The organism is Paenibacillus lactis, assembly GCF_017873605.1.
Lineage (GTDB): Bacteria > Bacillota > Bacilli > Paenibacillales > Paenibacillaceae > Paenibacillus_AQ > Paenibacillus_AQ lactis.
This window is the reverse complement of record NZ_JAGGKI010000002.1, coordinates 70,298-83,140: the sequence shown is the minus strand read 5'-3', so window position 1 is coordinate 83,140 and position 12,843 is coordinate 70,298. Positions and strand designations below refer to the sequence as shown.

The window sequence follows — 12,843 nt, the reverse complement described above, 5'->3', positions numbered from 1 at the left end:
ATTAGCAGATGGGCATGCGATGCAGTGAGCGATACTTGAAGGTCATAATAGCAAGCTACTACGGGCTATCATCTCTACACAGAAAATGCTTGTAATATGCTTAAGCAGGGAAACAGACGGAGATTCCGGGTTTAATCCGATCCTTTTTTTCGATAATGATCCAGGCACATCCCTGCAGCAAAGCAGAATACGAGAATGAAGCGAGCGCCGTAGGCTATGGTGAATGGACTGCCGGGAGCTTCGTCCTGCATCATATGGATAGTCCAATCGAGCGCATAACTGAGGCAGGAAAATAACAGGGCACATAACAACCCGATCAGTATGGATTTTACAAGTACAAGATGTTTCATCCGCATGGTTCCTCCTATTCAAACGTCGGGGGGATGGATGGCTTGAAGCTTATCCGAGTCCCGCCCTCTTTGACTAGATCGTAGCAGACCTCCGAGCGGCAGGTTTGATTATTTTTGCTAAACGCTCCCCTTTAAATAAGGCTGGATTTGGATGCAAGTGTAAAGCAGGCAGTTAAGCGATTTCTACTTCTTTTGAAATCTCCACAAGCGTTCCATCCTCTTGAATCAAGCGCAGTTTGGGGTGACGTCCAGAACGCAAGGAAGAATTACAAATTCCATGAAAATGAGACATTTCTCAAACCGTTCGCTTGTTTTTATAATAATCAGCAAGAACGGAGCGAGGGCCTGGTTTATCGGTTCTAAGCCCCTCCACTTCAATAAGAAAGGAGGCTAAAAGAGGTAAGCCTGTAAACGAAGTGCACCTAAAAGCCAAGTGTGAGCCAGGAACGATATGAAAGAAAGGGGAACCTTAATGATATTGGGAATCAAACAATTGAAGAAACAGCTGCTGCTAATTACGGTCATGCTGGTAGGATTTGCGCTGCAGGCATCGCCTGCGCAAGCGAGTTCGCCGATTAACAAACAATTCGGTGAGCCGGTCTCCATGGGGGCTCCGATCCAGCAAATCGCGATTTTTGAAAGCGCTTATGGCCAAGAGGACGGCCGGGACGTAATGTACACCACGGTCAATGGGAAGCCGGCGATGTTAAATGTCATCGATCTCGCAGACAATAAACTGCTCCGTACGTTCCCGCTTCCGGATGCGGACAGCTCTTGGGCAAAAGCCGTAGCCGAAGACGGAACGTTATATATAGCAGGTCAATCCAAGGTTTACCGCTATTCCTCTCAAACGAAAGAGCTTGATGATCTTGGGGTCGCGATTCCGGGTGAAACTTCGATTTGGGGATTGATTACGGACGAGCAGGGAAATCTGTACGGCGGTACGTATCCAAACGCCAAAGTGTTTAAATTCGATCCTCGAACGGAGACGTTTACGGATTACGGCACGATGGTGGAGGGCCAAGGATATGTTCGTTCCATCGCTTACGCCGATGGCATCGTATATGCAGGAATCGGGACGGTTGGACATATCGTCAAGCTGAATCCGGTTACCGGCGAGAAGGAGGAACTGCCGATTCGGGATATTCCGGGCGTTAGCAGTCTTCCGTTCGTATACGGTCTGGATGCAAGAGGTGATTATCTCTTCGCTTACTTAAACGGCAACGGAACAACCGCGTTGATTATATACGATATGGCGCGGGGCGTGTGGCTGGATGAGGTTTACAACGGATACGGCGGCCTCGATGTATCGCCTGAACATGAAGGGAAAGTATATTTCGTTCAAAATCGGAAGGTCCAGGCTTTTGACATGACGACGCAGCAGGTGACGGATACGGGACTTGCCTACGGAACCGGCTTCCGCTCCAGCGGATGGGTTCGTTTTCCGAACGATCCGGAGCTTCCGGGGGAGACCTTGGTTACGATCCAATTCGGCGGAAAGGCGGCCTTGTTCAATTTTGAATCGGGCATACAGAAGATGCTGCCTGCCGTCGCCGAAGGGCAGCCTACGCTGATCCAGGCTCTGGAGAAAGGGCCGGACGGCAAAATTTATACAAGCGGCATGACCTCCGCACTGGGAGGAGCATTCGATCCGGTTACGCGCACCCATTCGACGTATCCGATGGGTCAAGCCGAAAGCATCGGCTCGCTCGGCAATGATCTGTACTTCGGCATATATCCGAAGGCGGAGATCCGCAAATTGGATACGACGAAGCCGATCCAGACGGATCCGAGCAAGCCGAACCCGAATCCGGTATCCCTGTTCTACATGGGTGAAGATCAAGATCGCCCTTATGTTCAGACGTCCGGAGACGGAAAGGTATACTTCGGAACGATACCGTATTACGGGGAATTGGGCGGAGCCCTAGTTGCGTACGACCCGGCATCGAATACATTCGATGTACATCGCCAAGTCGTGCATAACCAGAGCATTGTGGGCTTGGCCTACAGGGACGGCAAGGTCTACGGTTCGACCAGCATCCGGGGAGGTCTCGGAATCGATCCGACCGAATCGGAAGCGAAGATGTTTGTATGGGATGCCGTAAGCGGGGTGAAGCTTAGCGAGTTTACGCCGGATATCCCGGGAGCGGTGAAGGCACCGATCATGATCAGCGGGCTGACCTTCGATCAAGACGGCCTCCTCTGGGCTGCCGCGGACGGCATACTGTTTGCCGTTGACCCCGAGACGCAGGAGGTAGTGAAGAGCAAGGTTATCTATCCGGGCGTCACGGATTACGGGATGTGGCGGCCGATCCATCTGAGATGGGGACAGGACGGCTTGCTCTATACCGATCTCTATGGCAAGCTGACGGTTCTGGATCCGAAGACGATGGAGCATGAGGCATTAGGGATTAATACGGCGCTCTTTACCCTAGGGAATGACGGAAACATATACTACGCGCAAGAAACACGGATGTACATGATCCCTGTTTCCGATGTTGGGGAAGAGGAGGATACCCAGCTTCCAACGACAGAGGCCACGGTCAGCCCGGAGCAGCCTGATGGACAAGAGGGGTGGCATGTCAGCCCTGTAACGGTAACGCTGTCGGCTTACGATGAAGGAAGCGGGATCGCTTCCACTGAATACTCGTGGGATGGCGGGCAAACCTGGACGTCCTATGCCGGTTCGCCTTTGCAAGTGAACGAGAGCGGACGCTATGAGCTCACCTATCGTTCCATCGACAAAGCCGGAAATGAAGAAGCTGCGAAATCGATCCAATGGCGGTTGGATCACGAGGGGCCCTTCATCGATTGGAAATCGGCGGTGCCTGAGGTGATCAGCAGCTCGGACGATCTTGAGATCGGCTTCGAGCTTCGGGATGAATGGTCAGGGGTTGCTTCGAACACCGCGTCGCTCACGCTGGACGGCGAACCAATAAATTCGGATTCCTCCTCCATTCCGTTGTTCCGCCTTCCGCTCGGCCAGCATACGTTGACGATCCGGGCAAGCGATGTGGCGGGCAATGAATCGGTGCATGATATTACGTTTACGATTGAAAACAGCTTCGAAAGTCTGGAAAAGCTGGTGCAACGCTTTGCGGAGCAGGGCTGGATCGATAATCACGGGATTGCGAACAGCCTGGCAACAAAGGCCGCCAAAGGCAACGTTTCTTCATTCATTGACCAAGTCGAAGCGCAGGCAGGCAAGCATATTTCCACGGAAGCCGCAGCTTATTTGATTCAGGCGGCCACGGCACTCCTATAAACGTTCTTTAAGCTTCTTAAGGGCATCTGGAATGAACTTCGTAGACCAGATGCCCTTCCTTTTAAGGACCTCATGAATTACAAGAGACCGGCGATCATCATGACACGCAGCAGTTTTTCTGTTTCCTATGAATTTATTATTTAGTGGAAGGAAGGTGCTGATTTTGATGAAGATGAGTGTAAAGATGGGACTTATGGTTATGCTTTCATGCGCTTGCGTGGCTTCGATTCACCCGGTTAACGTGACTTACGCCCAGGATTCCGTTCAGGGCGGTGCCGTTCGCTTGGAGGATAAGGTATACGGGGAGCCGGAGCGTCTGGCGCAGCCGATTCGGGGGATCAGCATCTATGACGGCGCGGTTGGCGAACAGGACGGAAGAAAGGTGATGTTTACGACGGTCAAAGGTTCTCCGGCCCAGTTCAACGTGGTGGACATGGCAACCAATACGGTGATCCATAAGACGATTATGCACGGAGGGGGCGGGGACGCTTGGCATCATGAAGTGACACCGGACGGCAAGCATGTGTATGTAACCTCCCATAGAACATTGTGGCTGTATTCGACGGAAACCCAGGAAATGAAGCTGGTGCATGACTTTGGTGAGGAAGGCCCGTGGTCCCTCGCAACCGACAGCCAAGGAAATGCATATATCGGCACCTACCCTGGAGGAAAGGTGTTCAAGTACGATTTAGGGGCGGGGACGGTAACGAAGGATTACGGCAGAATGTTGGGCAATCAGGCTCAAGAATATGTCCGGTCAATCGCTCTGGATGAAGAAGGCGGGCATATTTACGCAGGGACCGCCCACGGTCAGATCATTCGGTTGGATTTGGAATCGGGAGCTAAAGTCAATATCGCCGAGCCGCTGATGAACAAACAAGAAACCGGCTTTGTCTACGATATGAACCTGGTGGATGACCGGTATATATTTGCAAGATATTCCGAGTCCAAAAATATGTACATTTATGACGTGAAAGCCTCTCGTTGGCTCGATGTCGTATTGTCCAACGTAACGGGACTGCATGTAACTGACTCCTATCAAGACAAGGTGTACTTCGTGGCAGACAATACGCTGAAGTATTATAACCTGGCGACCGGCGAAATCGGAACCACCGGCATGAAATATGGAAGCGGGCTCCGGGGCGCGGATTGGATGGAGATTGCCAGCCATGACAATCCCGATCTAATCGGGATGAACTTGGTGACCATGCAGTTTGGAGGAGGGATTGTCTATTTCAACGTCACGCAGAACAAGCTGACGGTGACGCCTCCCGTCGTAGAGGGGACTCCCCTGAACATTCATGTCATTGAACAGGGCAAGGACAATCAATTGTTTATGAGTACGCTCGGTGCAGGTACAGGAGCTGTTTACGATCCGGAGCAACAGCAAGTATTGCCGATCTCGCTCGGTCAGGCCGACAGCATGGTTTATCATGAGGATGCCATGTATATGGGGGTATATCCTAAGGCCAATGTTCACAAATATGATCAAAATAGGGAGCCGGGAAGCGGTAATCCCTCCCTGTTCCTGCAGGTTGACCCGGAGGCTCATCAGGACCGCCTAATTGAAGCGACATCCGGAGGGGGACGCATTTATTTTGGCAGCGTGTCCGCATACGGCGTGAACGGCGGTGCCGTGACGATTATTGATCCCAAGGCTTATGCCGAGAATAAGACCGGCGTTACGGTGATCCGAAATGTAGTCCAAGATCAAAGCGTCGTCGGGCTGGCGTATAAGGATGGCATTCTGTTCGGGTCCACCAATATCCATAACGGCCTTGGAAGCAACCCGACTGCTAATGAAGCTAAGCTGTTCACCATGGATGCCGTGACCGGTCAGAAGCTCGACGAATGGTCCATTCAGCTTGAAGGTATTGATAAGCCTGAATTTATCGGTCGTCTAACGATCGGGCCACATGACGGACTTATTTGGGGAGCTGTTAACGGAACGATATTCGCGATGGATCCGGCGACCAAGGAAATCGTTAAGCACAAGCAGATTCACAGCGGTCCGTTCAACTACGGGGCATGGTCGTCCGTTCCTTTGAAGTGGGATTCCGACGGCATTCTGTACGCCCTCTTCGGCACGAAACTGGTGGCGGTGGATCCGGTTACCATGGACTTCCGAACCGTAACAAGCGCCTACAGCTTTACGATCGGCGATGACGGGTATCTGTATTATTCGGATGGCGAGGACCGTACGTTCTTATCGCGGATTCAGATTGGAACGCAGTCCGCAATGCCTGAAGACGTTGACGGCAACGGGATCGTGGATCACCGGGACGTCAGACTGGTAGCAAGGCATATCGGTAAAGAACCGGCGGGCGATTTGCGAAAGCTGGACGTGAACCGGGATGGCGTTATCAACGCGCTGGATGTCAGAAGCGTTACGGCGAAAATGAATGAGGAACGAAAGCAACCATAATTGATGGAGCGGCCGCCCGATTCGGGCGGCTGTTTATTAGGTTGGACTTCGTAAAGGGTAAGCGGGGCATGCGCATCATTTTCATGGGGTTATTTTGGCCTGTTGCAAGGGTTTCGTACTATCCATCTCGAATATGAAATTCTAAAAGATCTAAAATCCATGGAACTCTTTCTCTTATTCAGCTAGGTTCATTGATAGGGAGGATGTAATGCTAAACCAAAAGAAATTTGAAATGGCATATAAAAGATATAGTAAAAATTTTGTGGATGGGATCAAATTTGAAGATGTTAAAGATAAATATGATGCCAGCAAAAGCAAGATTGAGAAAATCGTAGAGCAAAATGACACAGAGAAAGATCATATCCTATTAATAAATCTAAATAAAATTTTCTCATATTACTTGTCACAATGGAAACACGATGTATTGATCAGCGGTGAAAACAACCCAGAAGGATTAAAGAACATGCAGAAGGTCGTGTTTTATCAATGTATGGGGCAGGACCTTTATACAATCAGGTATCCGGAGATGATCTTGGGATATTCGTTTAGAGAAGTGGTCATTACCTTGGTACATTTCGCTATGTATGGATGGGAGAAAGAAGAAAATATACTATATGATTTTGTGGTTCATCACTTCGGTGGACATTTAATGGATGCCAATGAAGAGAACAGACATATTTGGTTTTTGCTTGAGCTGTACCTGCAGTATAGAAATAAAACCATCATGGGAACGAATAAACAATTGCATCTAGCCGTGACAAATAGCTTTAAGGAAGCTGGACAGCGATGCGGATCAATCCCTGATGATCTAGACGTTTATGATGAAGTGCTTGAACGATGGTCCACAGGTGATTTGCAGGAAATAGAATCTCTGATTTCGACAATGTCCCTGTATCATTCTGCATTAGCTTCTGAAATTGGACAGCTGGGTGAGTTTGGTGAGTTTCGATATGGATTTTATCCATTTGAAATCCTATTCTTGCTCCATGTAAGAAGAAAACTGGGGTTGCCGGTTCCCTCTCAGCCAGATGGATTGCTCATGAATACCCCGGAAGCGAAAATGGTGTTTGGAGACCCTGAGCCATACCCTGAATGGGACCCGATGCTTCAAAAGATCGATCAATTCTATCGTGAAAACTATCCCGAATACATTCCTAACCGGCATGGGGAGTTGTTTCAATAAGGGGGAGAAGAAGTATGCAGGATCAAGAGATAGCACAGCTGCTATTCCCTGATAACAAGGATCTCGAACCGTTTTTGAGAGATGAAGGAAGTGATGACATCCATGAGGACCTATTAAAATTTGGTCTGAAAACGAAACAATTTTTATACGTGGACTATAAAGGTGAGCAATATCAAGAGATCGTCAATTTTATTCTCGACTATGAATTTGCCCATCATATTGAATTAGCAGCCAAAGAAGACCTTGAGCATTTAGAAGCGTACAACTATGAATTTTTACCTGATAAAATCAGAGAGGTTAACAAGATACTGTCACCTAAGGGGTATGGGCTATTTTCATATCCCACATCGGGCGATTTTTACGCACTATTCATTGCAAAATTAGAGAATATAACAACATTACTGCAAGAAGAATTGCTGCTCGATGATAGAATCCCTTTTCTAGAAAGGTGTATCCAGTATTACAGGTAGGCTTGCTGGAGGCGGCGTAAATCGCAGATTCAACATCGTTTGGTACAACAAATCACGTATACTACACATCTCGGTTTACCCGTGAAAAGTAATACTATACATAACAAGGATGGGAACAATCCCATCCTTTGCTATTGGGTAAGCTTTAATCCCTTTCTAACGATTTGGTCCGCTTGGCGGGTCGTTTCCGGCAGGCGGAATGTGGGGGAGAGCTTTAAAATCCATTCGCACGCTGTCGCCAGAGAAATGCGGTGGCCGATAGACACAAACACAGGGTTAACGCCGTCCTGGGTGCGCAATACATTCCCAATTATTTCATGTTGATCCATGAGCGGTGAATACGAGCCTCGCTGGATATCGGGTTCAACGTAACTTCCCGAGAGCTTTGTTTTTCCGCAGCCGATCGTTGGAATATCATAAAGAACTCCCAGATGGCAGGCCAGCCCAAAACGTCTCGGATGCGCGAGCCCTTGACCGTCGCAAACGATTAACTGAGGCAAGATGCTGATTTGCTCAAAAGCTTTCATGATCGGCGGAAGCTCCCGAAAGGAAAACAACCCCGGAATATACGGAAACGAAACGCTCTCTTCAACCATAACGGTGTCAACGAGGGTTAAGGAGTCGGCCTCTAAAATCGCAACCGCAGCGATAAGCTTATCATTCTGCTCACTATAGGCAACGTCCACGCCTGCGACATAACGAACCGGCTCCAGCGCATCTTCCTTCATTACTTGCAAAGCCAATTGATGCTGTAGCTCAATGGCTTCCTGCTCGTCTAAATCCCACCTGTGCGTAGTTTTTAATTCCATTACACGTGATCCTCCAATGGTTGATCGTAATATTTTATCAAATATCCATAGGCACATAAATATGCACCTGTTTGGTATTGTCTGTGCAAGACGGTAGAGCGGGAATCTTGTGATCCAAGCAGGGATCCTTGTCATGCTATAATATGGAAGATCCGCTGATAGAATCAAGGATAGGGATCATGGAAGAAGGAACATTCGGTTTCGAACCGGAAACGAAGCACATTCTCTTCCCTCTCCGTATAAATTAGCAGCGCTGAGCGGGTTGTATTTTCTGCATAAGGAGATTTGGAACATGGACATACGCGACTATATCAAACGAGGCTTTGAGGCCTATTACGCAAAATACAGCCAGGTTACGGAGGACGGCTTCTGCAGGTGGATGCGCCCTCACGTTCCTGCAGAGATGAAGGCTACCGATACCGACGAGGAGTGGTCCATCTGGAAGCTGGTCCCTTCCGTTGTAAGTGAAGCTGATATTAGGGAACTGGAAGACGGGTACGGATTGACATTTCTCGAGTGGTATAAAGCATTTATCTCTACATATCATCATTACTTTGACGTCATTCCTGAGCAACCGGTGGACGAGCCGCTGGATAACGTCAGGGATATGTACAATCCCTTGTTGTGCCGGCTGGGCTATCTACCTTTCACATGGGATTCCGAATACGGCAAGATATGGTGCATCGACGTAAATGAAGACGCTGGCGAAGACTTCGGTGCCATCTATGAGATCGAGCATGAAATCTTATTTGATCTGGATGAGGAGCAAACGGACCGGGCTGAGCTTAAAGCATCGCTGGATTATCTATACAGGGACTTCAAGACGTATTTTGACCATACGTTCCTCAGAGGGTGATATGATATAGTCAATAATTAGGAAGGGTAGGGAGAAGCCCAAATGCAACATGAACAGCTGCAGGATATTTTGATTCAATACGGCATCCGGGAACCGGAGATTACGTTTATCAGGCATAATGAGAATCGAACCTATAAAGTAAAAGGCCACGACGGAAGCCCATATCTGCTGCGCATTCATCAACCGGTCAAAGACGGGATGGCCGGTCTGCAGCATACCTATGACGGTCTGCTGGGTGAACTGCAGATGCTGGAGGCGATGTCAGACCGGGATCATCTTCTCGTCCAGAGGCCGCTGCGTAATCGAAAAGGTGACCTGATTACGATCATCGAGCTCGAGGGGAAGAGGTGGAACAGCTCTGTGCTGTCTTGGCTGGAGGGAAGAGACCTGCGGAAAGAAGACGTAAGCGACCCGATATTGGTCGAGAAGCTGGGGACTCGCATTGCAGAGCTGCACCAATTCTATAGCCAGTACGAGCAGGAAGGCCTGGACAAGCGTCCGAGTCAGGGGATTGGCTATAATCAATATATGATCGAGGTTATAAAGAAAGGGCTAGGGAGAGGATTGTTCGCTTCCTCCGATGTTTCCCTTATTGAACAAACAGTATCGCTGGTAAATGCCCGGCTTGAAGCTGGCGGACAGCAAGATGCCTGGGGACTCATCCATGGCGATTTAAGCTTGGGGAACATCATCATGACCCCGGAAGGGGAGCTGGGTTTTATCGATTTTGGTTTTTTCGGGCCAGGGTATTATTACACGGATGTTGCTATGGGTGCCATGATGGTTCCATCGGAGCTTCGGGATCGTTTCTTGAAAGGCTATTATGGCAATGATTCTACGGGAACAGACGAACTCGTTCTGCTGGAAGGCTTCATGCTGCTGGCCATTATCGGATACTATGTCTTCCAGATGGAGAATGAATCCGTCCATGCATGGATGCGCGAGCGGATGCCGAAGCTGTGTGCCGAGTACTGTACACCTTATTTGTCGGGTGAACGCATATTTTATTCCGTTTAATTGCCCCCGCAGGAACCCAACTATTTTACACTGATCGTTCCGTCCTGGCTGACTAGCTCTAAGGTATTTGATGCATCTCCAATCGTGCCCTCTACGGATTGTTCCGTGCGCCGTGTTTCCTTAAAGCCGTCTAATCGGGCGCGGATATCCGATGAGCCGCTGTTCGCGGTAAGCTTTAATGATGCCGGGGGCGTTGTATAGGAGACGGCGATATCACCGGATTCTGTCTCAACGCGCAGCAGCCTTCCTTCTTCGGCCGCTTTGATCGATACCTCCCCATCATTTGAGGCTATTATCATCTCAGGGCTGGTCACGTTGGTAATATAGCTGCCGCCGCTGCCTGTGGTTACCGTTAATTCGTTTAGCGAGCTGTTTGTCAGCTGGATATCCCCGTCTATGGAAGTAAACTCACCATGGTCCGCCGAGAGCCCTTCGAGATCGGCTGAGCCCGAATGGTTGGTTAAGACCACGCGAGGGGCCGCGACATCCTGCAGCTGGATATCCCCCGCGTCGTTATTCAATGTAATCGTATCGACTTCATGGTCAGGAATGGATAGGGTGATCGTGCCTTTTTTGCCAAAAGTAAAGCCTCCCATGCCATCCCCTTGATCCTCCTGGGTCACGATGATTTTATTCCCGTCAAGATCTATCGTTACTGGTTCGCTCTTATTGTTCTGCCGCTTCCCATCGCAAGCGATGGTGATGCTTGGGGAATCTGAATGCTTGAATTCGATATCCCAAGAATCGTTGTTGACTTCAATTTCATCAATTCGGTCGGCCCCAAAGGATACCTCATGGTTATATTGTGATGTTCCTAGGCCTCGGCAGCCCATAGCTAACCCGCCAACGGCAAGCAAGACCAGCGAAGCGGTTATGATTTTTCTCATGTTCGATTCCTCCAGTTATCTACGGTACATCTTAGGCCACGTCGCATCGATCCACTCTGTAAAAAGAAAAATAGCCAAGGATCAGCCCAAGCAGGCAGAGCGTCATCGGGACGGCAATGAATTGGAACAGGCTGGTCGAGCTTCCTCCGTTAGACACCGTGGCATTAATCACGAAGCTGATGATGACAGCCGAGGTAATCGTGGAAGCCGTCGACTTTTTCCTCATGCCAAACAATAAAGGAATCAGGCTGATTCCGGCGATCATAAAGGCGTTTAGCAGCGTTGCCGGAAGGGTAGCCATCATTTCATCCACGTGAACCGATCCTTCAAATAACCCGATCTTCGGATTCAAGAAGTACGTTAACAGATTGATGACAACCGTCGTGACGAGGATGCTGAATAAACAAAACCCAAATACAATCGATAGCTTGGCTTGCATGATTTTTTTTCGCTGCAGCGGGTAGGTGAACAGCACCTGGATCATGTTGCTCTTGTATTCCTCAATCACTAAACGCGACAAAATCACGCTTGCGAAAATGATATAGGTGATGCGCGTCAAAATATCCGCTAAAGACATAAATGCGGCGTAATTCTCAAACATCGGTTCACTTTCACCGCGCGAGCCCAGAGCCATCAAACTGACGGCGGCGAAAATAGCGATGATGCAAACGGCTAATCCTTTAAAATAACCGGTGATGTTGCTTTTTTGCCATTCCAGCTTTATGAGTTTAAGCATAGCGTTTGCCTCCATGAATGAGATGAATGAAGTAGTCTTCGAGCGATCCGGCATGCTGCCTTCGGATGTCCTCCAACCTTACTTCCTTTAACAGGGTTCCCTGATGAATAATGCCGATCGCATCGGCGACCGATTCGATTTCGGACACGATATGACTCGAGATCAAAATGGTCGTACCGTAATTCTCCTTAAGCAGCAAGAGAAGCTCTCGCATCTCCTTGATCCCGATCGGATCCAGTCCGTTGATCGGCTCGTCCAGAATGAGGATGTCCGGCTTCGTAACCAGGGCGCGCGCGATCCCCAGCCGCTGTTTCATGCCTAGTGAAAATTCATGGATTTTCTTCTTCCCCACGCCGTGAAGACCTACGATCTCCAGCGCTTCCTGGATTGCCGGCTTATTGCGATAATCCATGTATCTGCAATGAAGCTCCAAATTGGCCTCGGCCGTCAGCCGGTCGTAGAACACGGGATATTCAATGATGCTGCCGATTCTTTTTAAGTATTGAACCGATGACGGTTGAATCCGCTGATTGAATACTTGGATTTCACCCGAAGACGGCTTCACCAGGTTTAATATCATTTTCATCACGGTTGTTTTGCCGGCTCCGTTCGGACCCAAAAACCCGTAAATCTCCCCTCGGTTAATACGCATGCTGACGTTCTTAATCGTTTCCGTGCCTTTGTATGCCTTGCTTATCTGATTGATTTGAATGACGGCGTCCATGTCTGATTACCTCCCGTTTCGTAGTGATGTGCTACCCTAAGCTTAGGGAATGAAAGTAAAAACAAAGTAAACGGTGCGGAAAAAGCTCGTAACATTTTACTTCGATGGAGCCCCTGCCTTT

The 12,843-nt window shown here is 49.1% G+C and carries 11 protein-coding genes; 6 read left to right on the top strand and 5 right to left on the bottom strand.

The genetic code is table 11. The features are described 5' to 3' along the window. Positions 1-131: 131 nt before the first annotated feature. A complete protein-coding gene (locus tag J2Z18_RS03355) occupies positions 132-350 on the bottom strand; it encodes a hypothetical protein (protein ID WP_007132504.1) in 219 nt (72 codons plus the stop codon). Between the two features lie 472 nt (positions 351-822). Between J2Z18_RS03355 and J2Z18_RS03350 the strand changes: the two genes are divergently transcribed. The 4 genes from J2Z18_RS03350 (at position 823) to J2Z18_RS03335 (ending at position 7,693) form a co-directional block, all read left to right on the top strand. Then, on the top strand, positions 823-3,615 hold the full coding sequence (locus J2Z18_RS03350; protein ID WP_050954092.1) for an OmpL47-type beta-barrel domain-containing protein: 2,793 nt from the start codon (positions 823-825) through the stop codon (positions 3,613-3,615). A gap of 166 nt (positions 3,616-3,781) precedes the next feature. Beyond that, on the top strand, positions 3,782-6,040 hold the full coding sequence (locus J2Z18_RS03345; RefSeq protein WP_007132502.1) for a dockerin type I domain-containing protein: 2,259 nt from the start codon (positions 3,782-3,784) through the stop codon (positions 6,038-6,040). Between the two features lie 208 nt (positions 6,041-6,248). Next, on the top strand, positions 6,249-7,223 hold the full coding sequence (locus J2Z18_RS03340; RefSeq protein WP_007132501.1) for a hypothetical protein: 975 nt from the start codon (positions 6,249-6,251) through the stop codon (positions 7,221-7,223). 14 nt (positions 7,224-7,237) lie between these two features. Beyond that, entirely contained in the window at positions 7,238-7,693 is a 456-nt protein-coding gene (locus tag J2Z18_RS03335) for a DUF6630 family protein (RefSeq protein ID WP_007132500.1), read from the top strand. A gap of 131 nt (positions 7,694-7,824) precedes the next feature. Here J2Z18_RS03335 and nfi read toward each other — a convergent pair whose 3' ends face one another. Beyond that, on the bottom strand, positions 7,825-8,502 hold the full coding sequence (gene nfi / locus J2Z18_RS03330; RefSeq protein WP_007132499.1) for a deoxyribonuclease V: 678 nt from the start codon (positions 8,500-8,502) through the stop codon (positions 7,825-7,827). A gap of 292 nt (positions 8,503-8,794) precedes the next feature. On the opposite strand from nfi, the gene J2Z18_RS03325 reads away from it, so the two are divergent. Continuing rightward, entirely contained in the window at positions 8,795-9,358 is a 564-nt protein-coding gene (locus J2Z18_RS03325) for an SMI1/KNR4 family protein (RefSeq protein ID WP_007132498.1), read from the top strand. Between the two features lie 42 nt (positions 9,359-9,400). Next, complete coding sequence (locus J2Z18_RS03320; protein WP_007132497.1) at positions 9,401-10,375, top strand: phosphotransferase enzyme family protein; 975 nt, start codon at positions 9,401-9,403, stop codon at positions 10,373-10,375. A gap of 20 nt (positions 10,376-10,395) precedes the next feature. On the opposite strand, the gene J2Z18_RS03315 is transcribed toward J2Z18_RS03320, so the two are convergent. From J2Z18_RS03315 to J2Z18_RS03305, 3 genes are read right to left on the bottom strand one after another with little or no spacing between them, the layout of a single operon-like run. Beyond that, positions 10,396-11,262 (bottom strand): DUF4097 family beta strand repeat-containing protein, encoded by an 867-nt coding sequence (locus J2Z18_RS03315; RefSeq protein ID WP_007132496.1) that lies wholly within the window; start codon positions 11,260-11,262, stop codon positions 10,396-10,398. A 31-nt stretch (positions 11,263-11,293) separates the two neighbouring features. Beyond that, the gene (locus J2Z18_RS03310) at positions 11,294-11,998 is read right to left on the bottom strand and encodes an ABC transporter permease (protein ID WP_007132495.1); all 705 of its coding nucleotides are present in this window, start codon (positions 11,996-11,998) and stop codon (positions 11,294-11,296) included. Next, entirely contained in the window at positions 11,991-12,722 is a 732-nt protein-coding gene (locus J2Z18_RS03305; RefSeq protein WP_007132494.1) for an ABC transporter ATP-binding protein, read from the bottom strand. The genes J2Z18_RS03310 and J2Z18_RS03305 overlap by 8 nt, the downstream gene beginning before the upstream one ends. Between the last annotated feature and the right edge of the window lie 121 nt (positions 12,723-12,843).

Bases quoted from the DNA above. Each gene is read 5' to 3' on its own strand.
- J2Z18_RS03355 (WP_007132504.1), bottom strand. From the start codon at position 350: ATGAAACATCTTGTACTTGTAAAATCCATACTGATCGGGTTGTTATGT.
- J2Z18_RS03350 (WP_050954092.1), top strand. From the start codon at position 823: ATGATATTGGGAATCAAACAATTGAAGAAACAGCTGCTGCTAATTACG.
- J2Z18_RS03345 (WP_007132502.1), top strand. From the start codon at position 3,782: ATGAAGATGAGTGTAAAGATGGGACTTATGGTTATGCTTTCATGCGCT.
- J2Z18_RS03340 (WP_007132501.1), top strand. From the start codon at position 6,249: ATGCTAAACCAAAAGAAATTTGAAATGGCATATAAAAGATATAGTAAA.
- J2Z18_RS03335 (WP_007132500.1), top strand. From the start codon at position 7,238: ATGCAGGATCAAGAGATAGCACAGCTGCTATTCCCTGATAACAAGGAT.
- nfi (WP_007132499.1), bottom strand. From the start codon at position 8,502: ATGGAATTAAAAACTACGCACAGGTGGGATTTAGACGAGCAGGAAGCC.
- J2Z18_RS03325 (WP_007132498.1), top strand. From the start codon at position 8,795: ATGGACATACGCGACTATATCAAACGAGGCTTTGAGGCCTATTACGCA.
- J2Z18_RS03320 (WP_007132497.1), top strand. From the start codon at position 9,401: ATGCAACATGAACAGCTGCAGGATATTTTGATTCAATACGGCATCCGG.
- J2Z18_RS03315 (WP_007132496.1), bottom strand. From the start codon at position 11,262: ATGAGAAAAATCATAACCGCTTCGCTGGTCTTGCTTGCCGTTGGCGGG.
- J2Z18_RS03310 (WP_007132495.1), bottom strand. From the start codon at position 11,998: ATGCTTAAACTCATAAAGCTGGAATGGCAAAAAAGCAACATCACCGGT.
- J2Z18_RS03305 (WP_007132494.1), bottom strand. From the start codon at position 12,722: ATGGACGCCGTCATTCAAATCAATCAGATAAGCAAGGCATACAAAGGC.